22 protein-coding genes and 1 other RNA gene are annotated in these 22,699 nt (G+C 33.8%); 10 read left to right on the forward strand and 13 right to left on the reverse strand.

Features of this window, described 5'->3' with window-relative positions; translation table 11 throughout:
* Positions 1-219 precede the first annotated feature (219 nt).
* Positions 220-804 carry an RNA polymerase sigma factor gene (locus AC0UBM_RS02760; protein WP_414034655.1) on the forward strand — a complete coding sequence of 195 codons (585 nt, stop codon included), beginning with the start codon at positions 220-222 and terminating at the stop codon, positions 802-804.
* Positions 805-859: 55 nt separating this feature from the next.
* A complete protein-coding gene (locus tag AC0UBM_RS02765; RefSeq protein ID WP_414034654.1) occupies positions 860-1,000 on the forward strand; it encodes a hypothetical protein in 141 nt (46 codons plus the stop codon).
* 22 nt (positions 1,001-1,022) lie between these two features.
* Here AC0UBM_RS02765 and AC0UBM_RS02770 read toward each other — a convergent pair whose 3' ends face one another.
* A complete protein-coding gene (locus AC0UBM_RS02770) occupies positions 1,023-1,682 on the reverse strand; it encodes an endonuclease III domain-containing protein (RefSeq protein ID WP_475687567.1) in 660 nt (219 codons plus the stop codon).
* Positions 1,683-1,711: 29 nt separating this feature from the next.
* Between AC0UBM_RS02770 and bcp the strand changes: the two genes are divergently transcribed.
* A complete protein-coding gene (bcp, locus tag AC0UBM_RS02775) occupies positions 1,712-2,164 on the forward strand; it encodes a thioredoxin-dependent thiol peroxidase (RefSeq protein ID WP_475687568.1) in 453 nt (150 codons plus the stop codon).
* On the opposite strand, the gene AC0UBM_RS02780 is transcribed toward bcp, so the two are convergent.
* Entirely contained in the window at positions 2,165-3,085 is a 921-nt protein-coding gene (locus tag AC0UBM_RS02780) for a hypothetical protein (RefSeq protein ID WP_475687569.1), read from the reverse strand.
* An 86-nt stretch (positions 3,086-3,171) separates the two neighbouring features.
* On the opposite strand from AC0UBM_RS02780, the gene AC0UBM_RS02785 reads away from it, so the two are divergent.
* Complete coding sequence (locus tag AC0UBM_RS02785; RefSeq protein WP_475687570.1) at positions 3,172-4,320, forward strand: cysteine desulfurase family protein; 1,149 nt, start codon at positions 3,172-3,174, stop codon at positions 4,318-4,320.
* Positions 4,321-4,351: 31 nt separating this feature from the next.
* On the opposite strand, the gene AC0UBM_RS02790 is transcribed toward AC0UBM_RS02785, so the two are convergent.
* From AC0UBM_RS02790 to AC0UBM_RS02800, 3 genes are read right to left on the reverse strand one after another with little or no spacing between them, the layout of a single operon-like run.
* Positions 4,352-4,933, reverse strand: a complete 582-nt coding sequence (locus tag AC0UBM_RS02790) for a MiaE family protein (protein ID WP_475687571.1) — start codon at positions 4,931-4,933, stop codon at positions 4,352-4,354.
* Positions 4,934-4,938: 5 nt separating this feature from the next.
* Complete coding sequence (locus tag AC0UBM_RS02795) at positions 4,939-5,526, reverse strand: hypothetical protein (protein WP_475687572.1); 588 nt, start codon at positions 5,524-5,526, stop codon at positions 4,939-4,941.
* Complete coding sequence (locus AC0UBM_RS02800; RefSeq protein ID WP_475687573.1) at positions 5,519-7,264, reverse strand: DNA polymerase III subunit gamma/tau; 1,746 nt, start codon at positions 7,262-7,264, stop codon at positions 5,519-5,521. The genes AC0UBM_RS02795 and AC0UBM_RS02800 overlap by 8 nt, the downstream gene beginning before the upstream one ends.
* A 145-nt stretch (positions 7,265-7,409) precedes the next feature.
* On the opposite strand from AC0UBM_RS02800, the gene rnpB reads away from it, so the two are divergent.
* Positions 7,410-7,725, forward strand: an RNA gene (rnpB, locus tag AC0UBM_RS02805) — RNase P RNA component class A.
* Positions 7,726-7,788: 63 nt separating this feature from the next.
* Here rnpB and AC0UBM_RS02810 read toward each other — a convergent pair.
* From AC0UBM_RS02810 to AC0UBM_RS02825, 4 genes are all read right to left on the reverse strand, one after another.
* Positions 7,789-8,310 (reverse strand): nuclear transport factor 2 family protein, encoded by a 522-nt coding sequence (locus AC0UBM_RS02810; RefSeq protein WP_414034646.1) that lies wholly within the window; start codon positions 8,308-8,310, stop codon positions 7,789-7,791.
* Between the two features lie 159 nt (positions 8,311-8,469).
* Positions 8,470-9,027, reverse strand: a complete 558-nt coding sequence (locus tag AC0UBM_RS02815) for an RsmD family RNA methyltransferase (protein WP_414034645.1) — start codon at positions 9,025-9,027, stop codon at positions 8,470-8,472.
* Entirely contained in the window at positions 9,027-9,884 is an 858-nt protein-coding gene (locus tag AC0UBM_RS02820; protein ID WP_475687574.1) for a DUF3822 family protein, read from the reverse strand. Before AC0UBM_RS02820 ends, AC0UBM_RS02815 begins: the two co-directional genes overlap by 1 nt.
* Positions 9,832-10,578: a hypothetical protein gene (locus tag AC0UBM_RS02825; protein ID WP_475687575.1), complete on the reverse strand. Its 747-nt coding sequence runs from the start codon at positions 10,576-10,578 to the stop codon at positions 9,832-9,834. The genes AC0UBM_RS02820 and AC0UBM_RS02825 overlap by 53 nt, the downstream gene beginning before the upstream one ends.
* Positions 10,579-10,706: 128 nt before the next feature.
* On the opposite strand from AC0UBM_RS02825, the gene AC0UBM_RS02830 reads away from it, so the two are divergent.
* On the forward strand, positions 10,707-12,146 hold the full coding sequence (locus tag AC0UBM_RS02830; RefSeq protein ID WP_475687576.1) for an ATP-dependent DNA helicase: 1,440 nt from the start codon (positions 10,707-10,709) through the stop codon (positions 12,144-12,146).
* Positions 12,147-12,314: 168 nt separating this feature from the next.
* Here the strand turns inward: AC0UBM_RS02830 and AC0UBM_RS02835 are convergent, their stop codons facing one another.
* The 3 genes from AC0UBM_RS02835 to AC0UBM_RS02845 all read right to left on the reverse strand — a co-directional run bounded on the left by AC0UBM_RS02835 (position 12,315) and on the right by AC0UBM_RS02845 (position 15,521).
* Entirely contained in the window at positions 12,315-13,265 is a 951-nt protein-coding gene (locus AC0UBM_RS02835) for a D-2-hydroxyacid dehydrogenase (RefSeq protein ID WP_475687577.1), read from the reverse strand.
* Positions 13,266-13,319: 54 nt separating this feature from the next.
* Positions 13,320-14,384, reverse strand: coding sequence for a 3-phosphoserine/phosphohydroxythreonine transaminase (gene serC / locus AC0UBM_RS02840; protein ID WP_414034640.1), 1,065 nt, complete (start codon positions 14,382-14,384; stop codon positions 13,320-13,322).
* 78 nt (positions 14,385-14,462) lie between these two features.
* Positions 14,463-15,521, reverse strand: coding sequence for an acyl-CoA reductase (locus tag AC0UBM_RS02845; RefSeq protein WP_475687578.1), 1,059 nt, complete (start codon positions 15,519-15,521; stop codon positions 14,463-14,465).
* Positions 15,522-15,589: 68 nt separating this feature from the next.
* On the opposite strand from AC0UBM_RS02845, the gene AC0UBM_RS02850 reads away from it, so the two are divergent.
* Positions 15,590-15,943 carry a 4Fe-4S dicluster domain-containing protein gene (locus tag AC0UBM_RS02850; RefSeq protein WP_414034638.1) on the forward strand — a complete coding sequence of 118 codons (354 nt, stop codon included), beginning with the start codon at positions 15,590-15,592 and terminating at the stop codon, positions 15,941-15,943.
* Between the two features lie 71 nt (positions 15,944-16,014).
* Here AC0UBM_RS02850 and AC0UBM_RS02855 read toward each other — a convergent pair whose 3' ends face one another.
* The gene (locus tag AC0UBM_RS02855; protein WP_475687579.1) at positions 16,015-18,735 is read right to left on the reverse strand and encodes a TonB-dependent receptor; all 2,721 of its coding nucleotides are present in this window, start codon (positions 18,733-18,735) and stop codon (positions 16,015-16,017) included.
* Between the two features lie 412 nt (positions 18,736-19,147).
* Here AC0UBM_RS02855 and ychF point away from each other — a divergent pair, with 412 nt between their 5' ends.
* The 3 genes from ychF (at position 19,148) to AC0UBM_RS02870 (ending at position 22,697) form a co-directional block, all read left to right on the forward strand.
* Complete coding sequence (ychF, locus tag AC0UBM_RS02860) at positions 19,148-20,242, forward strand: redox-regulated ATPase YchF (protein ID WP_414034636.1); 1,095 nt, start codon at positions 19,148-19,150, stop codon at positions 20,240-20,242.
* Positions 20,243-20,368: 126 nt separating this feature from the next.
* Positions 20,369-22,237 carry a DNA topoisomerase IV subunit B gene (locus tag AC0UBM_RS02865; protein ID WP_434036127.1) on the forward strand — a complete coding sequence of 623 codons (1,869 nt, stop codon included), beginning with the start codon at positions 20,369-20,371 and terminating at the stop codon, positions 22,235-22,237.
* Positions 22,224-22,697 carry a hypothetical protein gene (locus tag AC0UBM_RS02870; RefSeq protein ID WP_475687580.1) on the forward strand — a complete coding sequence of 158 codons (474 nt, stop codon included), beginning with the start codon at positions 22,224-22,226 and terminating at the stop codon, positions 22,695-22,697. The genes AC0UBM_RS02865 and AC0UBM_RS02870 overlap by 14 nt, the downstream gene beginning before the upstream one ends.
* Positions 22,698-22,699 lie beyond the last annotated feature (2 nt).

Genomic DNA, 22,699 nt, shown 5'->3' on the forward strand with positions numbered 1-22,699 from the left:
TCCAAAGATAACATAAGTATTTCAGCTAGGAAAGTAGATTGTTGCCCATTAAAATGTTAAAAAAAATATAAATAATAATTTGTGATTTGTTTAGGAATATTTATATATTTGGCCGAATACTATCCACATAAATATACAGCCTATACTGCACAATTACTTTTAAAACATGTTAACCCAAATAGGAAAATTTACCATTTTCTGCATTTTAAAAGTATTGTTATGCAAAAAGAACTTATCACGGATGCTGTATTAGTAAGCGATTATATAAAAGGAAATGAACAGGCTTTGGAAACCCTTATTATAAGGCATAAGCAAAAAATCTATGGATTTATTTATTCCAAAGTTTATGATAGAGACGTCGCCGAAGATATTTTTCAAGACACCTTTATAAAAGTAATTAATACGCTTAAGTTGGGAAATTATAACGAAGAGGGCAAGTTTATTCCTTGGGTTATGAGAATTTCGCACAATCTTGTTATCGATTATTTTAGAAAAAACAACCGCATGCCTAAATTTGATAATTCTGGCGAGTTTAGCATTTTTTCAGTTTTAAGTGACTCTTCTCTAAATGCAGAAAAACAACTTATAAAAGATCAAGTAGAAACCGATGTAAGACGCTTAATCGAGGAGTTGCCAGAAGATCAGAAAGAAGTTATTTTAATGCGTATGTATAACGACATGAGTTTTAAAGAAATATCTGATAAAACAGGAGTAAGTATTAATACGGCCTTGGGACGCATGCGTTATGCATTAATTAATATGCGAAAAATGATTGAAAAAAATAATATTGTTTTAACAAATTAGAATACTAAATAAATATAATTGCCGTTATTATATTAATAACTTTAAAATATTATTAATGGCTAAACTTTACTCTAAGACGTCAAGTCAAATTAAATTACATCCAAAAAAAGAAACTTTAAAGTTTCTGTTAGATTATTCTAAAGCATTAGGTGTTGTAGATGGTAACAAAGAAAAGTTTAAAATTATTTTAAACTAAAAACAAAAAAGTCCTGATTTAATCAGGACTTTTTTGTTTTATAGTATTTATCGATTTCTGTTTTTCTTCCAATGGTTTTTGTAATAATGTCTTTCTCTAAGTCCCAACCTCTAGCAGGAGAATATTGACGCCCGTACCAAATTATTTGCAAATGTAAATCGTTCCATAGTTCTTCTGGAAATAAACGTTTTGCATCCTTTTCAGTTTGTATTACGTTTTTACCATTACTTAAATTCCAACGGTACATTAAGCGCTGAATATGGGTGTCGACAGGAAACGCAGGAATGCCGAAAGCTTGAGATAAAACTACAGCGGCGGTTTTGTGTCCAACGGCAGGTAACTCTTCTAAGGCTTCATAGGTTTTAGGAACTTCACCATTATGTTTATCAATTAAAATCTGCGATAACCCATGAATTCCTTTACTTTTCATAGGAGACAAACCAACAGGTCTTATAATATCACGAATTTCATCGACAGTAAGTTTTACCATGTCGTAAGGGTTATCTGCTTTTGCAAATAATAGTGGTGTAATCTGATTTACGCGAACATCTGTACTTTGCGCCGACATTAAAACGGCTATTAATAAAGTATATGGATCTTTATGATCTAAAGGAATCGGAATTTCAGGATATAAATCATTTAAGGTATTTATAACAAACTCTACTTTTTCTTGTTTAGTCATTATTGTATTTTTGAATAAATTAAAAAAATATGACAACTTTAAAAATAGGAGATAAGGCTCCAGATTTTTCGGCCAAAGATCAAGATGGCAATATAATTTCTTTAAATGATTATAAAGGTAAAAAATTAGTAATTTTTTTCTATCCTAAGGCGAGTACACCAGGTTGCACTGCAGAAGCTTGTAATTTAAGAGATAATTATGAACGTTTTAAAGCGCTTAATTATGAAGTTTTAGGTGTAAGTGCCGATAGTGAAAAACGCCAAAGTAATTTTAAAAACAAACACGAGTTTCAATACCCATTATTAGCCGATGAAGACAAAACGGTGATTAATGCCTTCGGAATTTGGGGACCTAAAAAGTTTATGGGGCGTGAATATGACGGGATCCATAGAACAACTTTTGTAGTTAACGAAGAGGGGATCATTGAAGATGTTATCTCAAAGGTAAAAACAAAAGCACATGCCGAGCAAATTTTAGATTAATTAAGGAAATTCTGGGGTAACATAGCGATCATTGCTAGTCGCAGTATCATCTAAAGTTCCTAAATTAAATACATCCTGACTCACACCAGGTAATTGAATGTTGGTTAGAATAGTACTAATCTCGTAAGATTGCTCTATGGTGTGCTGTCTGTAGGCTGTAGCAGGAACTGTTTCAGCAACTTCTGGGTTTAAATAATCGGCACCAATACTGCTGAAAGTAATATCGTTGGCAGGGTTCTGATCTTGACTTTTATTTTCTTCATCACGCGTTAGCACGCCATCGCCATCATCATCCGGGTCTAAATAATCAGGAATGCCATCTCCATCGGTGTCTAAAGAATCTACAAATCCTGTGCCCTCCACATAGTTAGGCGATTCACTACTGGTTTTTATATTATCACCATCATCATCATCATCTAAATAATCTGGAATACCATCTCCATCGGTATCTGTCGGATTTGTACTTGGATCGTCGTCACCATCTAGATTTTCATCTTCCACATCTGCAGGAATACCATCATTATCATCTTCAATTAAAAGTGTTGTAATAGTAGCCACGCCAGATGTGCTTTCTAAATCGTTAGTTATTAATACATCCGAAGGAGGAACATCGTTACAGAAAAAATCTGAAGGATCTGAGTCGTAGGCACGGTAATTAAATGGATTTGAAGAACTGATATCAACTGTGGTAATTAGTGTATTATCTTCGCCAACCTCTAATAGATCTTCTAAAGTAATTTCAGGAGATGTTATTTTTAAGGAAATAGATTCGTAGGGATCAGATTTTATGTTATAAAACACCAATTCTCCACAACTTTCGTAAGTTAAATCGAATTCAAAATCAACTGTAATAATATCGCCGTCATCACAGGATAAAAGAGTGAAAAGACTTAAGCAAATAATGAAGGATAACTTACGCATAGAAATTTATTTATTGGCAAAAATAATGATTTGACAAATATAACGAGACTTATTGAAAGTAATTTTATTTGAAGTAATTTTGTGATATGAAAAAGGTGTATTTTGATAGTGCTGCGACCACTAAAATTAGAGAAGATGTTATTACTAAAATGACTGATGTTATGAGTGAATATTATGGTAATCCATCTTCTTCGCATAGTTTCGGTCGTTCTTCAAAAACATTAGTTGAAACAGCTAGAAAGACTATTGCCAAGCAATTAAACGTTTCGGCTTCCGAAATTGTGTTTACATCCGGAGGTACCGAAGCCGATAATTTAGTGCTTTTAAGTGCCGTGAGAGATTTGGGAGTTAAACGTATTATTTCTTCTAAAATAGAGCATCATGCCGTTTTGCATACCATTGATTTTTTAGTCGATAATTATAATATTTCTGTCGACTATGTCTCTTTAGAAGACAATGGCACAGTAAATTATTCTCATTTACAACAACTTTTGGAATCTTCTGAAGAGAAATCGTTGGTGAGTTTAATGCATGTTAATAATGAAATAGGAAGTCTATTAGATTTAAAACGGGTTGCGACACTTTGTAAAGCTACAAATACACTGTTTCATAGTGACACCGTGCAATCTATCGGACATTACGAATTAGATTTACAAGATATTCCTGTGGACTTTATAGCATCTAGCGCTCATAAATTTCATGGTCCGAAAGGCGTTGGATTTGCTTTTATAAGAAAACATTCTGGTTTACACGCTATGATTCATGGAGGAGAACAAGAACGCGGATTAAGAGCAGGGACGGAAGCCGTACATAATATTGTGGGCTTGGAAACGGCTTTTAAATTAGCATATCAAAATTTGGAGTTGGAACGAAAAGCTGTGAGCGATTTAAAAGCTTATTTTGCTACAGAACTTAAACATGCATTTCCTAAAATTACTTTTAATGGAGACTCTTCAAATATAGAGCACACTGCCTACACCATGTTAAATGTGTGTTTTCCTTTTGAAGCGAATAAAACCCAACTGCTTTTGTTTCAATTAGACTTAAAAGGTATAGCGTGTTCTCGAGGTAGTGCGTGCCAAAGTGGGAGCCAAAAAGGATCTCATGTTTTAGCTGAAATTTTAAGCGACGAGGATTTTAAAAAGCCATCAATTCGATTTTCTTTCTCTCATTATAATACAAAACAAGACGTAGATTATGTTATAGAGGTTTTAAAAGCTTTCGCGATGCAATAAATGGGAATTGGTGAAGATTAAATAAATTGAATTATCCGTGAATGGTTTCGCTTTTCCCCAGATCAGCCATTATTTTAGCTTCAAAGTCTAAGAGATTTTGCCATTTTTCGTTCACTTCGTCTTTATCGCCATATTGTCTGGCGAATCCTAAAAACATAGTGTAATGGTTTGCTTCACTTACCATAAGTTTTCTGTAAAATTCGGCTAATTCTTTATCTTCTAATTCTTCCGATAATAATCTAAAGCGCTCACAACTTCTTGCTTCAATTAAAGCGGCATACAATAAACGATGCACTAATTGTGTGGTTCTGCTTCCGCCTTTAGGGAAAAATGTAATGAGTTTTAAAACGTATTCGTCTTTTCTATCACGACCTAATACCCAACCATTTTCTAAAATTTTGTCGTGCACCATCTTAAAATGACTAATTTCTTCTTTTACCAAAGCGACCATTTCTTGAACCAAATCTGTATACTCCGGAAAGCTAACAATTAAGGAAATTGCTGTACTGGTTGCTTTTTGTTCGCAATAAGCGTGATCGGTTAAAATGAATTCTACATTTTTTTCCACGATATTAACCCATCTTGGATCTGTTGGTAATTTTAAGCCTAGCATACTCTTTAGATTTTAGTTGTGGTTTCGGTAATCTTGTAATTACCTTCGTTTGTAATTGTAAGCAGATATGATTTGTATTCTGTCGTGGTTTCTGGTTTGTTGAATAAAATATTGAAACTAACAGAATTTTTAGAAGAAACGTAAGTATCGTCTATCCAAATACTTTTTAATATATAGGGCTGAAGTCCATCGGAAACTTCTTTAATATGTTTAGAAATAAAGGTCTTTGAAATGGTCTGATTAAAAATCGTATGATTATTTAATTGAACAGACACATCAGCCATGGCATCTCTGTAAAATGTTTTAACTTCGATATTCCCTTTTGTTTTTACGTTAAGCACATTCGAATTCATATCACTATACGTTTTCATATGAATTTTGAATCCGCTGTTTAAAATGGTATCCGTAATGGTTTCGGAATAGTGTTCAGGTAAGTAATTTATACGCTCGGAAAAGGAGGTAAGCATACCGTTATCGGCTAAAACTTGTCTTGGTTTTTTATTTAATTTATGTCTGCCATCGCAACACGTAAGCGTAGTAATTATTAATAAAATAAAAACACCTAATGGATTATATGTTAGTTTCTTAAACATCCAGATCGAAAGCTTTTCTTAAAAGTTCTAAACTCGGGTTTTTATCGCACATTCTTTCAAATTTCTCGCGCGGAGTATAGGCGTATTGCTTTTCTTTTTCTTCATTAATTATGATGTCTAAAGTCACATCAAAATTATTTAAACGTTTCCGTATAAAACTCATGAGATGAAACTGACTACGCTCAACTTCTACCTTATTTGTCTGGTTTGGATACTCCACTCTCATGGTGGTTTTATCTATTAACTTTGGGGTGTCTATAGATAAAATGGATGCTAAATTATGTTTACCTTCAGCTTCAAGAACAGTCACAAAATCTTTCCAAGCCGTTTGCATGTCTTCCTCTGTGAAATCGTCTGTTGGTAAATTAACTTCGTCGTAAACAACTTCATTTTGTCTAATTTCATGCTCTTTTTTAGCACGAATACTTTTTAAAGATAGACCTGAAGTTCGCTTATTATCCTTCGATAATACAATTTTTGGAATTTTAGGATCCGAAAATTTTGAAGGATTTTCTTTTTTTGCAGGTGTATTGGATGTTGAAGTTTCCGTAGCCTGTGGTTCCTGTACTTCTGAATGATTCGTATTTGAAGCTGCCGGTTTGTTTACAGGAATAGGAGTAATGCCTTTTGCTCTAAAATAAGAAGGCGGTATTATGAACCGTTTGCTATTTTTTTTTTCTCCATCAAAAGTGATAGAGGCAAGTTGCATGATACAAAGTTCGACGAGGAGTCGCTGGTTTTTACTGGTTTTATATTTGAGATCGCAGTCGTTAGCAAGCGCTATACCTTGCAATAAAAATTCCTGAGACGATTTATTTGCTTGTTCTAAATATTTCTGCTTTGTTTCTTCTCCAACTTCTAAAAGCTCTACGGTTTGCGGTGTTTTACAAACCAATAAATCTCTAAAGTGTGATGCTAGACCTGCAATATAATGTTGTCCGTCAAATCCTTTGGACAAAGTGGTATTAAATTGCAACAGTAAATCTGGAATTTTATTTTCTAATATATAATCTGTGCTTGTAAAAAAGGTTTCGTAATCAAGAACATTTAAATTTTCGGTAACGGCTTGTCTTGTTAAGTTCTTGCCAGAAAAACTAACCACACGGTCAAAAATAGAAAGGGCATCACGCATTGCACCATCTGCTTTCTGTGCTATAATATGTAATGCATCATCTTCGGCAGTTATACCTTGTTCTTCAGCAATATATTTCAAATAATTTTTAGCGTCTGTAACCGTAATACGTTTAAAATCGAAAATCTGACATCTAGATAAGATGGTCGGAATAATTTTATGTTTTTCGGTGGTAGCTAATATAAATATACAGTGCTTTGGTGGCTCTTCTAATGTTTTTAAAAAAGCATTAAAAGCGGCTTGAGATAACATATGCACCTCGTCAATTATATACACCTTATACTGACCAATTTGAGGTGGTATTCTAACCTGATCGGTTAAGTTTCTAATGTCGTCTACAGAGTTGTTAGAGGCTGCATCTAATTCAAAAACATTAAAAGCAAAATCTTCGTCCGGATTATCAACGCCTTTACTATTAATCATTTTAGCAAGAATACGAGCACAACTTGTTTTTCCCACACCACGCGGTCCGGTAAACAAAAGGGCTTGTGCTAAATGATTGTTTTCTATAGCATTTAATAATGTATTTGTAATCGCTTGTTGCCCAACTACATCTTTAAATGTTTGGGGTCTATACTTACGAGCCGATACTATAAAATGTTCCATAGAATTACTTAGAGCAACAAAGTTAAAAATTCGATGAATATAATTCCGTTTTGGATGTAAAAATTAGCGCGAGTTATTAACAACTTTTAAATTTAATAGATGAGAGTTTAGTTATTTTAGTGCGTAATTATTGTATTTTTGCCAGCTAGTAGATCGCCTTATCGCTATTCTATATTTTAGAATGGAGGAAAGTCCGAACACCGTAGTGCAACATAGTGGTTAATGGCCACCAGCCGAGAGGTTAGGAAAAGTGCAACAGAAAGTATGTACAGGTAATGCTGTAGTGAAACCAGGTAAACTCTATGTGGTGCAATGCCATGTATACCAATGATTGAGGGCGGCACGCTCGATATTGGAGGGTGGGCAGCTAAAGTGTATTAGTAATAGTACACTCAGATAAATGATAAGGGCCTTTTCGTTTAGAAAGGGTACAGGATTCGGCTTATAGATTTACTTAAATAAACAAGCCCTTTTTTATTTAATAAAAAAGGGCTTTGCTTTATTGTAATATTTTGGATTAGAGACTATTGATCTGCTTCCAATGTTTCTTCTAAGTTGTCTAATTTTTCTGAAGCCAATTCTTCAAAAGCATTGTAGCTTGGTAAATTATCCCAGTAACTATATTCTTTTACAATTTTACCATCTTTAAATAAGAATCTAGAAATAATAGGCACTTTAATTTCGGTTTCGCTTCCTTTTATGTTTCCAGACCATACAGCCCAGCTATTTACCCATTTTTCTCCAGCATCATTTGTAATCATCTCACATTTTACGCCTTCTGGAAAATCATAACCTTCTACAACTTTACGTCCTTCTTTTCCTTGTTGTATCATATCAGATACAGCTGTAGGTTCTAAAGAATTTTCGTAAATTTCAGCATCTTCAGCGTACAAATCTTTAAGACCGTCATAATTACTGTCTTTAAAATATTCATGTAACGTTTTAATTGTTTCAATTTCAGGAGAACTTGTAGTGTATTGTTTTACGGGTTCAGTACAAGAAACCATTACTGCTAAAGTAAAGGCGAACAAAATGAATTTTTTCATATTTACTAATATAATTGTGTATTAAACTGTGCTAAACAGTATGCTTAGCGTAAACTAAAATACATATTTTAAATTTATTTTTATAATTTATAATATTATAATTTCTGAATTACTCCCTAATTAATTAAAAATTAATATGATAAAAGCAACTACTAATTTTTAGTCTTCAGATTCTGTTTCTGGGTAACCGAAAAAGCTAAACATATTACCGCCATAACTTTTAGAGTATTTATAGTGTTCTAAATTAGAGATATTGGTATGTTTAGAATGTTCTACTATTAATACTCCATCGGCTTCCAATAAATTGTTTTCGAAAACCAATTGCGGAATTTTACTAAATTCCTCGACAGGGAAGGCGTAAGGCGGATCTGCAAATATGATAGTCGATTTTAACGTGGTTCCTTCTAAAAATTTAAAGACATCACTTTTAATGGCATCAATTGGCATTTCAAAACCTTCAGCAGTGTCATTAATAAATTTAATACAGTCTGCTTCTTGGTCTACACAAGTTATTTTAGTCGTACCTCGAGAAGCAAATTCGTAGCTAATACTACCTATTCCCGCGAATAAATCTAAAACTGAAACATCGTCAAAATAATACGTGTTATTTAAAATATTAAATAAGGCTTCTTTAGCCATATCGGTAGTAGGGCGAGCGGGTAGCTTTTTTGGAGCAGTAATTCGTCTTCCTTTATATAATCCAGATATTATTCGCATTAAAAACTATTTAAGATAACAAACTCGGCATGCTGAGTTTGTGGTTGATGACTAAAAGTAAAGTTATTTTTATGTTTTCCAAAGGAAATGTGGCGCACATATTTGTATGCTATATTATACAAGGCGTCGTTTTTTAATATGTCTCCTACAAATACAAGCTGAATGGTTTCGGGATTTAGCTTTAATTGTTCTAAAGTGAAAAGGAGATAATATATAAAATCTTCTTCGGTACTGTATTCAAACGTATTATAAAACTGAAGCGCTCCAGAATTGATACTTATAATTTCGAAATGGCGAGAGGCTACATGAATGTAAAGTTTTGGAACATCTGCATTTTTTTCAATTTGTAAAATACTTTCAATTAAAACCGTAGAGGCGTGTTTAAATGTAAATTCGCCAAATTGCTCATAAATAAAATTATTTACGTTCACGTAAGGAACATATACGTTCACACTGTCGTTTAAATCTATAGTATCAAACGTGATGAAATCTGATTTTAAGAGTTTAGAATTATATTTTAAATAATCGGCTAAATGCTCTTCGTTAAATAACGGACTAGGTACTAGCGTAGATAATTCGTTGCTATGAATAATTTGAATACTATTAAAGGCTTGTTTTAAACTTTCCTCGGTATTAAATAAAGACTGCACATGCTCTAATAATTGATAAGGCGTTTCGTGTTTATTAAACGATAGATGTTTTAAAACCTCTATCTGATGTAAGCTAGGATTTAATATACAAAAAGAAAGTCCACTCAAACTAATTTGAATGGACAATTCCTTATGTGTGTTATTATGTGAACTACTATTCGTCGTCACCATATGTTTTTGGCCAGTTTCCGTTGGTCTTAACTTCATTCATAGAACCTACCATTAAAGCATCACCATTTACACCGTCTACCGCAATAACTTGGTTTTCTTGAATTACTAAGTCTCTTTCTTGATCGTAAAGAATAACATCTTTCTTAACAGAAGATTCGAAAACAGGAATTTTAACATCGTTTTGTTCTAAGGTTCCAGCTTCTAATTTAAACTTAGCACCTTCTGGTCCAACACCTGCAGGAAGGTTCATCATCGTTTTGTAACGAGGAGAAGATTTAAATAAAGAATCTTTAACTGAAATAAATCCTAATGTATCAATAATAATAATATCCTTATAAGATTCTACACCACCATATCTTTTTGTCATTTCTTCATCTAAAATAGTAGAGTCACGACGTTGTGTAATTGTATATTTAGCGGTGTCAATAAATTTAATTAAGTGATCAAATTCTCCTGCAAACGTTCCTGTCACTTGTTTGTGTGCTAATTGCGCATCTCTAATATCGATAAGCTTTTCAATAACTAAAGCATAACGTTTGTTTTTAATTTTATTGAATTGGATAGGTGTGTAAACCGACATAAATGTTTGGTAACCTAAGAAGGCTATAAGTGCCCAAAGTGCAATAATTATAACAGGTTTTAAGCCTGATGGTAAAAATTTGTCGATTAGCCAAACTAAACCAATCGTAAGCAGAATAGCAGCAACAGCAATAAGAATTATTGTAAGCATAGTGTTTTTTGTTAATTAATTTTATTATAAGGTCTAACGCAAATCTACAATTTTTTTTTATTCGTTAAAACCTATAAGAGTAAAAATCATTACTATATTTGAATAATTTTTTTTCTGAAGCCTCCTAAATGAATGCATCACAATTTTATTCCCTTATAAAACAGCAGTTTCCGTTTAATCCTACAACAAAACAAAATATTGTATTAATTCAATTGTCCGAATTTATTTTTAATTCCAATCCAAAATCGCTTTATTTATTAAAAGGGTATGCTGGAACAGGTAAAACGACCATTGTTAGTACGATTGTAAGCAATTTGTGGAAAATAAAAAAGAGTGCTGTGCTTATGGCGCCCACAGGTCGTGCCGCAAAAGTAATTTCTAATTATTCCAAGAAAGAGGCGTTTACTATACATAAAAAAATATATTTTCCTAAAAAAGATAAAGGTGGTGGTGTAAAATTCGTTTTGCAACCCAACAAACATAAAAACACCATTTTTATAGTCGATGAAGCGTCTATGATTTCGGATACTCCTGGGGATTCTAAAAACAGTGAAAGTAATTCCTTGTTAGACGATTTAATGCAATACGTTTACGCAGGACATAACTGTAAATTGCTCCTAATTGGAGATACAGCGCAGTTACCACCAGTAAAACTAGATATAAGTCCTGCTTTAGAGCAAAAGACCTTGGTGTTAAATTACGATAAAGAAGTGGTTTGTATGGAGCTTGATGAAGTAGTTAGACAAGAGCAAGATTCTGGTATTTTATTTAATGCAACCATTCTTAGGGAAACGTTATCGGGCACGTTTTACGATAGTTTTAAGTTTGATGTTAACCCATATAAAGACATTGTAAGGCTGATTGACGGACAAGAAATCATGGATGCAATTAGCGATTCTTATAGTGATTTAGGTAATGAAGAGACTGCAATCATTGTTAGAAGTAACAAGCGTGCAAATCTTTATAATCAGCAAATTAGAGATCGTATTTTATTTAATGAAAATGAATTATCTGCAGGCGATTATTTAATGATTGTAAAGAATAATTATTTCTGGCTTAAACCAACAAGTGAAGCTGGATTTATTGCCAATGGAGATATCGTTGAAGTATTAGAGATTTTTTCGATTAAAGAATTGTATGGATTTCGTTTTGCCGAAGTTAAAATGAGAATGGTCGATTATCCGCGTATGGCGCCTATAGAAACGGTGTTGCTTTTAGATACGATTTCGGCAGAATCTCCTTCATTAACGTATGAAGATTCAAACCGACTGTATCAAGAAGTAATGAAGGATTATGAAGAGGAGAGTAGTAATTATAAGAAATTCACTAAAGTAAAGGCTAATAAATATTTTAACGCGTTACAGGTTAAGTTTTCTTATGCCATTACATGCCACAAGTCGCAAGGGGGGCAGTGGAACACTGTTTTTGTAGAGCAACCTTATTTGCCTAACGGAATTGATAAAGACTACTTGCGTTGGTTATATACAGCTGTTACTCGTGCTAAAGAGAAACTCTATTTAATTGGATTTAAAGATGAGTTTTTTGAGGAAGAAGAGTATTACGGGTAAGCTTAATTCTAAGTAATTTTAGATTGTATATTAAATCTATTTAGTTTAATCTATGCATTTAATTAGGTGTTGCTAGTTGTTTTGATAATTAGTTGTTTATATATAAATAAAAAAGCCGTCTAGAATAATTTAGACGGCTTTTTTTTATGTAATATATTTTGTTTGGAATTATAAAAGGATGCTGCTAATTTGTTGCGCCAATTCTGTTCCAATTCTATCTTGAGCTTCGTTTGTCGCGGCACCTGTATGTGGTGTTAACGATAAAGAAGGGTTCATTAATAATCCCATTTCTGGTTGTGGTTCTTTTTCAAAAACATCTAAAGCTGCTCTAGATATTTTACCACTCTCTAATGCTTTTACAAGAGCTAATTCATCTACCACACCTCCACGAGCTGCGTTTACTAAAATAGCACCGTCTTTCATGCTGTTTAATTCTGCTTCACCAATTACGTAACCATCTTGTGCTGGCACGTGTAGCGTTAAAAAGTCCGCTTGTTTTAAAACGTCTTCTTTAGAAATAGTTTCAATGTCAAAACTTACAGTTTGTCCGTCGAAAAATTCTAATTCTAAATTAGCTTTTTCTAAAAACGGATCAAAAGCAACAACTTTCATTCCTGCTCCTAAAGCCACTTTAGCTGTAGCTTGACCAATACGTCCAAAACCTAAAACACCTAAAGTTTTACCTTTTAATTCTGTTCCTTTTGCATAAGCTTTCTTTAATCCTTTAAAGTTCTTATCACCTTCTAAAGGCATTTCTCTGTTTGAGCTATGTAAAAAACGTGATAAACCGTATAAGTGACCAAATACTAATTCTGCAACAGAATGCGAAGAAGCCGCTGGTGTGTTAATTACTTTTAATCCTTTTTCACGAGCATATTCAACATCGATGTTATCCATACCTACACCACCTCGTCCAATGATTTTTAGGCTAGGGCAGGCGTCGATTAAATCTTTACGTACTGTTGTTGCGCTTCTAACTAATAAAACAACAATTTGATTCTCGTTGATATAATTAATTAACTGCTCTTGAGCTACCGTGGTTGTGATAACTTCAAATCCATCTTTTTCTAAGGCATCAATTCCACTTTGTGAAATACCGTCGTTTGCTAATACTTTCATAAGATTCGTTGTCATTTAAGATGACTAAAATTTATTATTGATTAATTTGTTTGATTATGCTTTTCGTTCTAATTCGCTCATCACTTCAACTAAAGCAGCAACACTAGTGTAAGGCAATGCGTTGTACATAGAAGCTCTGTATCCACCAACACTACGGTGTCCGTTAATACCATTCATTCCAGCTTCTTTAGCCATTTCGTCAAAAGTGTCTTTTAATTTTTCGTCTACTAAATTAAATGTAGCATTCATTGTAGAACGGTCTTCTGTAGCTGCAAAACCTTTAAATAAAGGGTTTAAGTCTATTTCAGAATAAATTAATTTAGCTTTCTTTTCGTTTTCCTTTTCAATTGCAGCAATTCCACCTAAGTCTTTAAGCCACTGAAGCGTTAACATAGATGTGTATACAGCAAAAACAGGAGGTGTATTAAACATACTATCTTTTTCGATAAAGTTTTTGTAGTCTAACATTGATGGGATTGCTCTAGTTACTTTACCTAAAAGGTCTTCTTTAATAACAACTAAAGTTGTTCCTGCAGGACCCATGTTTTTTTGAGCTCCAGCATAAATAAGGTCGAATTTAGAAAAATCTAAGGTTCTAGAGAATATATCACTACTCATGTCACATACCATAGGTACTGGACTGGTAGGGAAATCTTTTATTTGTGTTCCGAAAATAGTGTTATTGGAAGTACAGTGGAAATAGTCTAAATCTGATGGTACGCTATATCCTTTTGGAATGTAGTTATAGTTTGCATCTTTAGATGAAGCAACTTCTACAACTTCTCCGAAAAGTTTTGCTTCTTTTAAAGATTTAGCAGCCCAAGTTCCTGTATTTAAGTATCCAGCTTTAGTTTCTAATAAATTATATGCTGTCATTAAAAATTGCGTGCTCGCTCCACCTTGTAAAAATAATGCTTTGTAGCCTTTTCCTTCTAAACCAAGTAGTTCTAAAGCTAAAGCAGTTGCAGTATCCATAACCTCGATAAAAGGTTTACTTCTGTGCGATATTTCAATTAGAGATAAACCGCTGTTGTTAAAATCTACTACGGCTTCAGAGGCTTTTAGTAAAACTTCTTGCGGAAGGATACATGGGCCAGCACTAAAATTGTGTTTTTTCATTATTTCGATAATTTTGTGATAAGCACAAAGGTGCTAAATAAATGATGAATTTATATAATAAAATTAATATTTTTTATGCTAAATTTTTAATAAAAACGCCACAGTATCAACGTTATCGGCATAATCCCATAGGTTTGGGTGTTGGGTATTTCCGAAAACAATTTCGTAACTCATAAAGTCTTTAGAAACAATACATTGTATATTGTCTTTTTCTGAATTTAAATGCGATTTTAGCTCATTTACATCGTTGTAGTACTCGTAAAATACAGTCGCGATTGGCGAAGAAAAACTCGGATCTTCTTTAATCATTAAAAAGCCATTTTCTAATATATCGAATTCGCTCATTAAATAAACCGCTTTGTTGTAATCGTAGTTATTGGCGTATTTATGATCGTTTATTACCTCTTTCCATTTATACATTGCTTGGAAAAAATCTTGGAAATCGTAATTTTTAGGCACATAAACTTTAGAGACGTTGCGACATCCTAAACCGTAATATCTAAAAATGTCGTCGGCTAAGCCTTCTAGTTCTTCTGTGGTTTCGTTTCCTGTTAAAACAGCAACAGAGTTCCTGTTTTTTCTTATAATAGAAGGTTTGTCTTTAAAATAGTATTCAAAATAACGTGCAGTGTTATCGCTTCCGGTAGCGATTACTGCTTCAAAATCTTCTAACTTCCCGTCGATAAAGGTGATTTTAGATTTAAATTCTGGCTCTACATGTTCCAAATATTTTGCGAGAAAGGGTAGCAGATGTTTATCGTTTGAAGACTGCTTAACAACTACATCGTGTCCTGAAATTAAAACAGAAATGAAATCGTGAAATCCAACAAGTGGAATGTTTCCAGCCATTATAATAGCCACTTTTTTTGGAGAAATGGTGTTAAATGAATACTTATTTAACCATGTTTTAATATTGCTCTCTGTCAGTTGCTTAGACCAACCCTTTAAAGAAAAAGTAAGATTATCGGTGTTAAACCATCTGTTGTTTTCTTCAGCTATTTTTAATTGGTGTTTAAAGCCGTCAAAAAATAAATCGTTAAATGGAATGTCCTCTTTTTTTTGGATTTTTTCGGTTGAGAATTGACTTAAAAAATCTCCTAATTTTGAAAAAGCATTAATTCTTTGCTCTAAATTCATAGTCTAATTTGGTTATGAAAGGTTTTGGCTTTATTTTAGCCCCACAAAGTTAGAAAAAGAAATACGCTATGGCAATTATTATAACAGACGAATGTATAAATTGTGGTGCTTGTGAACCAGAGTGCCCAAATACAGCGATATATGAAGGTGCAGACGATTGGAGATATAAAGACGGTACAAGTTTAAACGGTACTGTTGTGTTACCAAATGGGAAAGAGGTTGATGCAGATGAAGCTCAGGAACCCGTAAGTGACGAACTTTATTATATTGTGCCAGATAAATGTACCGAATGTAAAGGATTTCATGAAGAACCTCAATGTGCGGCAGTTTGTCCAGTAGATTGTTGTGTTCCTGATGAAGATCACGAAGAAACAGAAGATGAGTTATTAGGTAAACAACGCTTTATGCATCCTGATGGTTAATCTATCTTATTTATATTTTAATAAAAAGCCGAGCAATTGCTCGGCTTTTTTGTTTTATTACACGTTCTAGATTAGAAATTAAATCCTAGTCTTGTAAATACATATCTACCATCAGAGCCCATTTGCACAGAATCGGCCAAACCTCCTTGATCAGACCAACCGTCGAATTGAGGCGTCGGATACGTATTAAATAGGTTATTAGCACCTACTGTTAAGTTTAGGTTTTCTGTGAATTTATATCCTAAATTTAAATCTACTATTAATCTAGATTCATAGGTGTCTGTTGCGACTTCTTTTAAAGCATCTGCCTCAGCAAAAGTAATAGGTGGAGAATCTACCCATTGAAAATCTTGCAATTGGACTTCGCTAAATTGAGTTAGTGATGCGTTTATATTAAATCTAGAAGTGGAATATCCTAAATTAAGTCCGAATTTATAATCGGGTGCGGCGGCTTCTAAGTATGCTTGAGAAAAAGGACTAAAAAATCTAAGTTGAGCTTCTTCATTCGTCATATTACTACCTTCAAATTCTGGTGTGTTGATGTTCTTAATTTCTAAATTATTAAGGTTTCCTATTAAACCAAAACTTAGATTGCTATTAGATCCTACAGACATTTTGTAGGTTAAAACAATATCTAGACCTGTAGTTTGCGTGTCAACACCATTTGCAAAGAATTGAGCGGCATCTACATTTAAAGGTCCTAATATAGCTTGATCTGTAAAGTTGTCTGTTAAAATAATTCTATCATCTACATTAATTAGATAACCATCTATAGTAGCTGTAAATCCATTTTTGTTGAATGTAAACCCTAAACTGGCATTAAAAGCATTTTCTTCTTTTAAATCTTCAATCCCAAAAGCTTTGGTTACCGTGCTGTTGTTTGCCGATAGTAAAGATGGAATAGATTCTCCTGCAACGATATTAGTGAAAATAAGGTTATAATATATTTGTGCTAAAGATGGTGCTCTAAAACCTGTAGAAAGAGAGCCTCTAAACGCAAGCGCATCATCTAGTAATTTGTGTCTGGCTGCTAACTTAAAGTTAAATGAGCTTCCGAAATCGCTATAGGTTTCATAGCGTAATGCGCCTCCAACTAAAAAATCGTCTGTAACATTTAGTTCGGAATCCAGATAAACACCATAATTAGATCTGTTTCTGTCTACTTCGTTGTCTGGACTATAGCCAGGGAAACCTTGCGAACCTCCAGGAAGTGCGTCTCCATTAGAATCTGTGGCGACAATTTGTGTTGCAGGATTGGTAATAGGTACTGCATTTTCGTCGTATAATGAATAAGATGAAATCTCACCTGCGAAAATTCCAAAGTTTTCGGTTCTATATTCCATACCAAAGGCTATGTTTAAACCCGAAGCTACGTCGTCAAAATACTTGCTTAAATTAATTCCGGTTATGTTTTGAGATAGAAAGTGACCTCCGGCATTAAAGTCTGTTGGAGAGGCGTCTTTCATAGAGGCGTTATTCGAGTTTTTAATAAAGTACTGAAAATCGTTTTTTCCATAAGTGTTATTAAAATCGACGAACCATCCATTATTCATTTCATGTTTTAGTCCTACAGATACAGATACATCCGTAATATTAGATGTGATTTCAGGTGTAAATCCGTTAGGGTATAAGCTCGGTACAGATCTGTTGTCTCCATCTTCAAAACTATCTCGTGAAAAGGCATAGGCATTAGTGTCTCTAAAATTACGTCCTCCAAAGGCATAGACTTCGGTGTTGTCGCTAAGTGGTATTTCTGTATTTATCATAAAGTTAAAACTATCAACTCCAGCACTTCCAAATCCTTTTCTCCATGAAAATCCAGGACGTAATGTATTGTTTTTAGATAATAGCTCTGTTGTGAAATTTATAAAACCACCATCTTCGCCTATATCTACACCGTAGTTAAAGTCTACTTTTACTGTTTCTCCATCGTAATTTTTATCTTTTCCATCTAGTCTGTTTTTGCCTTCAACATTATATAAGGTTTCTCCGCTTTCTTCTTCCCAACCATCTCCGATTGCGGTACTGTAGGCGCCGTAAGTTACACCTCCCGAGAAGCCTTCAGTGTTATCTTTAAGGACAATATTAATTACACCTGCAATGGCATCCGATCCGTATTGCGCAGAAGCGCCATCTCTCAAGACTTCAATTCTTTTAATTGCAGACGCTGGAATAGCGTTTAAATCGGTTCCAGAATTTCCTCGACCTCTAGTTCCGAATATATTTACAAGAGAGGATTGATGTCTTCGCTTACCATTAATTAAAACGAGAGTTTGATCGGGGCCTAAACCTCTTAATGAGGCGGGCACAACATGATCTGCACCATCCGATCCAGACTGTTTACTCGCGTTAAATGAAGGTGCGGCGTATTGCAGAATTTCATTTACTTCAACTTTTCCTGTCGAGGCCGCTATTTCGGCAACGTCCAAAATGTCTACAGGAACCGCGGTGTCTAAAGCTGTCCTTTTCGGGTTTCTAGATCCAACCAGTACAATTTCGTCGAGTCCGACACCTTCTATTAATGTTACATTTAATGTAGATTGACCATTTACTTTTAATTCCTTAGAGGTGTAACCAATAAAACTAAAAATAAGTGTTGCGTTTTCACTAACAGTAATAGTGTAATTTCCATCAAAATCTGCAACAACGCCATTAGTTGTTCCTTTTTCAATAATATTTACACTTGGTACAGGTAGGCCTTCTGAATCTGTGATATTTCCAGATACCGTTTGTCCGTTTGCAAATTGGACACCAAAAAGTAAAAGTAAAAGATAAGATAGTTGTTTCATCATAGTGTTGTTGATTTAATGGGTTTATTACTTTTAAAGATATGGAATTAAGATGTTTAAGTGTGATTTGGGTAACAAGTTGTTGGTCGTTTTGTTAAAAATTAGTTAATTATTAGAAAATAATGAGAATTATCTAAGGATTCTTTAGTAAGTAATTAAAAATTTAAGAATTCACACTATTATCTATAACTAAACGTGTTTTAATTAAAGTGTATTAAACAATTAAACGAACAGTTATTGTTGGAAACGCAACTAACGTACGAATTGAGGTGTGTCAACGCGACTTTTTACAGCTTAAAAGGTCAGGAATTGGTGTGAATCTTTTTTAAAATAAATTCATATAATTACTTACATTTGCACTCGCAAAAACCATCGTTTTGGTTCTTGAGTCTTTAATTAAATTATCTAAAGAAAAATGAAAGCTGGAATTGTAGGATTACCAAACGTAGGAAAATCGACCTTATTTAATTGTTTGTCTAACGCCAAAGCGCAAAGTGCAAACTTTCCGTTTTGTACTATCGAGCCAAATATTGGAGTGGTAAACGTACCAGATCCAAGACTAGAAAAACTTGAAGAATTAGTAAATCCAGAGCGTGTAATGCCTGCAACTGTAGAGATTGTGGATATCGCTGGTTTAGTAAAAGGTGCTAGTAAAGGTGAAGGTTTGGGAAATCAGTTCTTAGCTAATATTAGAGAAACAGATGCGATTCTTCACGTTTTACGTTGTTTTGACAACGATAATATCGTTCACGTAGATGGGAATGTAAATCCAATTCGCGATAAAGAAACGATCGACATGGAGTTGCAATTAAAGGATTTAGAAACAGTAGATAAGAAGCTTGAAAAAGTTAAACGTGCGGCTAAAACTGGAAATAAAGAAGCGCAGAAAGAAGAAGCAACTTTATTAAAGATTAAAACAGCTTTAGAAGCAGGCGTATCTGTGCGTGCTATAGAATTTGAAGACGATGAGTTTGAAGAATTTGTTGGACCATCTCAATTTATTACAGCAAAACCAGTAATGTATGTTTGTAATGTAGATGAAGGTGCCGCAAATTCTGGTAATGCTTATGTAGATTTAGTTAAAGAGGCTGTCAAGGATGAAAATGCTGAAGTTTTAGTGTTAGCAGTAGGGACCGAAGCAGACATTAACGAATTAGACGATTTTGAAGAGCGTAAAATGTTTTTACAAGATATAGGTTTAGAAGAACCGGGAGCGTCAAAATTAATTCGTTCAGCGTATAAGTTATTAAATCAGCAAACGTATTTTACAGCTGGTGTAAAAGAAGTTCGTGCATGGACTATAGATATCGGAGCAACAGGACCACAAGCTGCAGGAGTTATCCATACGGACTTTGAAAAAGGGTTTATCCGCGCAGAAGTTATTGGTTACGACGATTTTGTTACTTACGGAAGTGAGGCTAAAGTAAAAGAAGCTGGTAAAATGCGTGTAGAAGGAAAAAACTATGTTGTAAAAGACGGAGATGTTATGCATTTCTTATTCAACGTATAAACTTTCATTCAAATATAAAATTAAAGCCAGTGTTAAAAACATTGGCTTTTTTTGTTAATAATAGTGCTGTTCCTGTTTCATTTTTAAAGGCGAAATAGTATCTTAGCATCTCATCATTAAAAACCTATGCAAGACCAATCCAATTATACCGAAGATAATATACGTTCATTAGACTGGAAAGAACATATTCGTATGCGACCGGGGATGTATATTGGTAAACTTGGCGATGGTTCTTCTCCCGACGATGGTATTTATATTCTTCTAAAAGAGGTTTTAGACAATTCCATTGACGAGTATGTAATGGGGGCAGGAAAGACCATCGAAATATCCATTCAAGGAAGTAAAGTTATTGTCCGTGATTACGGTCGTGGAATCCCTTTAGGAAAAGTAGTCGATGTAGTATCTAAAATGAATACCGGAGGAAAGTACGATTCTCGTGCTTTTAAGAAATCGGTAGGATTAAATGGTGTCGGTACAAAAGCTGTAAATGCATTATCGTCTTATTTTAGAGTAGAATCGTCTAGAGAAGGAAAATCTGCTTCTGCAGAGTTCGAGCAAGGGAATCTTGTGAATCAAGAATTCTTAGACGAAACCACACGACGTAAAGGGACAAAAGTTTCTTTCGTTCCAGACGAAATTATATTTAAAAATTATAAATATAGAAACGAGTATGTTTCTAAAATGCTTAAAAATTATGTGTACCTAAATCCAGGTTTAACCATAGTTTTTAACGGCGAAAAATTTTATAGTGAAAACGGATTAAAAGATTTATTAGCCGAGAATATTAATGAAGGCGATATTGTGTATCCAATTATTCACTTAAAGGGAGACGATATAGAAGTAGCCTTAACACACAGTAAAACACAATATTCCGAAGAGTATCATTCGTTTGTTAATGGACAAAACACAACGCAAGGAGGGACGCACTTAGCGGCCTACCGAGAAGCAGTTGTGCGTACCATCCGTGAGTTTTATGGGAAGAATTATGATGCTTCCGATATACGAAAATCTATTGTTACAGCCATTGCCATTAAGGTGATGGAGCCTGTTTTTGAAAGTCAGACAAAAACAAAACTGGGATCGACAGATATGGGAGGTGACTTGCCAACTGTGAGAACCTATGTAAACGATTTTCTTAAGACTTATTTAGATAATTATCTGCACAAAAATTCTGAAACCGCAGATAGAATACAACGTAAAATTCTTCAAGCAGAACGGGAACGTAAAGAATTATCTGGAATACGAAAATTAGCAAAAGACAGAGCTAAAAAGGCGAGTCTTCACAATAAAAAATTAAGAGATTGTCGTGTGCATTTTGGAGATATCAAAAACGGACGAAATTTAGAATCGACTTTATTTATTACAGAGGGAGATTCTGCATCTGGAAGTATTACTAAATCTCGAGATGTAAATACACAAGCGGTTTTTAGTTTAAAAGGGAAGCCTTTAAACTGTTTCGGCTTAAGTAAGAAAATTGTATACGAGAATGAAGAATTTAATTTGCTTCAGGCAGCGTTAAACATAGAGGAATCTATGGAAGATTTACGATATAACAATATTGTAATCGCTACCGATGCCGATGTAGATGGGATGCACATTAGATTGTTGCTCATTACATTCTTTCTTCAGTTTTTTCCAGAAATTATAAAAGAAGGACATTTGTATATCTTGCAAACGCCTTTATTTAGGGTTAGAAATAAAAAGAAAACAATATATTGTTATTCAGAACAAGAGCGAGTAAATGCCATAGACGAGCTTAAGCCAAAACCTGAAATTACTCGATTTAAAGGATTGGGGGAAATTTCTCCAGACGAGTTTAAGCATTTTATTGGTGAAAATATTCGTTTGGAACCTGTCATGCTAGACAAAGATATGTCTATAGAGGAATTGTTAGAATTCTATATGGGAAAAAATACCCCGACACGTCAGAAATTTATTATCAATAATCTAAAAGTCGAAATAGATTTAGTCGCTGAAAAAAATGAGAACGGATAATGGATCAGTAAAAAACACGATAATTTCGGTATACTTTATATTAATTGTTTTAGCCGTTGTTATGGCTACCGTTTTTAGTGCTTTTAAAGATATAACGAATAATGCAGGTTTAACATTCATCATTATACTAGCCGTTTTCGCAGCTCTGTTTTTAGCTGTATATTTAATAGCTAAATATTTTGAATATGATAGTGATGGTGATAAGGTTATAGTGACTAATAAAGGTTTGTTGTTATCCGAAAGGTTTAACTACAGATCACATAACGTTGAGTTTGCGAAGGAAGAATTAGTCGGTTTTAAAATTATTAATTATATAGTGTACAGGGAATTAGTTCTGTATATTAAAAAAGAAGGAAGAAAAAGCGTTAAGAAACGTTTTAATATAAGTTTAGTAACGCGAAGAAAACGTAAATACGTTAGACAATCTTTAAGTAAAATAATAAAAAATAACATCAAATAAAG

The organism is Formosa sp. F44 (assembly GCF_056238645.1).

Coding starts and splice junctions, on each gene's coding strand:
- AC0UBM_RS02795 (WP_475687572.1), bottom strand. CDS start 5,526: ATGTTTAAGAAACTAACATATAATCCATTAGGTGTTTTTATTTTATTA.
- ychF (WP_414034636.1), top strand. CDS start 19,148: ATGAAAGCTGGAATTGTAGGATTACCAAACGTAGGAAAATCGACCTTA.
- AC0UBM_RS02770 (WP_475687567.1), bottom strand. CDS start 1,682: ATGACTAAACAAGAAAAAGTAGAGTTTGTTATAAATACCTTAAATGAT.
- serC (WP_414034640.1), bottom strand. CDS start 14,384: ATGAAAAAACACAATTTTAGTGCTGGCCCATGTATCCTTCCGCAAGAA.
- AC0UBM_RS02825 (WP_475687575.1), bottom strand. CDS start 10,578: ATGCTTACAATAATTCTTATTGCTGTTGCTGCTATTCTGCTTACGATT.
- AC0UBM_RS02780 (WP_475687569.1), bottom strand. CDS start 3,085: ATGCGTAAGTTATCCTTCATTATTTGCTTAAGTCTTTTCACTCTTTTA.
- bcp (WP_475687568.1), top strand. CDS start 1,712: ATGACAACTTTAAAAATAGGAGATAAGGCTCCAGATTTTTCGGCCAAA.
- AC0UBM_RS02850 (WP_414034638.1), top strand. CDS start 15,590: ATGGCAATTATTATAACAGACGAATGTATAAATTGTGGTGCTTGTGAA.
- AC0UBM_RS02760 (WP_414034655.1), top strand. CDS start 220: ATGCAAAAAGAACTTATCACGGATGCTGTATTAGTAAGCGATTATATA.
- AC0UBM_RS02765 (WP_414034654.1), top strand. CDS start 860: ATGGCTAAACTTTACTCTAAGACGTCAAGTCAAATTAAATTACATCCA.
- AC0UBM_RS02810 (WP_414034646.1), bottom strand. CDS start 8,310: ATGAAAAAATTCATTTTGTTCGCCTTTACTTTAGCAGTAATGGTTTCT.
- AC0UBM_RS02800 (WP_475687573.1), bottom strand. CDS start 7,264: ATGGAACATTTTATAGTATCGGCTCGTAAGTATAGACCCCAAACATTT.
- AC0UBM_RS02790 (WP_475687571.1), bottom strand. CDS start 4,933: ATGCTAGGCTTAAAATTACCAACAGATCCAAGATGGGTTAATATCGTG.
- AC0UBM_RS02855 (WP_475687579.1), bottom strand. CDS start 18,735: ATGATGAAACAACTATCTTATCTTTTACTTTTACTTTTTGGTGTCCAA.
- AC0UBM_RS02865 (WP_434036127.1), top strand. CDS start 20,369: ATGCAAGACCAATCCAATTATACCGAAGATAATATACGTTCATTAGAC.
- AC0UBM_RS02820 (WP_475687574.1), bottom strand. CDS start 9,884: ATGAAGTTAAGACCAACGGAAACTGGCCAAAAACATATGGTGACGACG.
- AC0UBM_RS02870 (WP_475687580.1), top strand. CDS start 22,224: ATGAGAACGGATAATGGATCAGTAAAAAACACGATAATTTCGGTATAC.
- AC0UBM_RS02830 (WP_475687576.1), top strand. CDS start 10,707: ATGAATGCATCACAATTTTATTCCCTTATAAAACAGCAGTTTCCGTTT.
- AC0UBM_RS02845 (WP_475687578.1), bottom strand. CDS start 15,521: ATGAATTTAGAGCAAAGAATTAATGCTTTTTCAAAATTAGGAGATTTT.
- AC0UBM_RS02785 (WP_475687570.1), top strand. CDS start 3,172: ATGAAAAAGGTGTATTTTGATAGTGCTGCGACCACTAAAATTAGAGAA.
- AC0UBM_RS02815 (WP_414034645.1), bottom strand. CDS start 9,027: ATGCGAATAATATCTGGATTATATAAAGGAAGACGAATTACTGCTCCA.
- AC0UBM_RS02835 (WP_475687577.1), bottom strand. CDS start 13,265: ATGAAAGTATTAGCAAACGACGGTATTTCACAAAGTGGAATTGATGCC.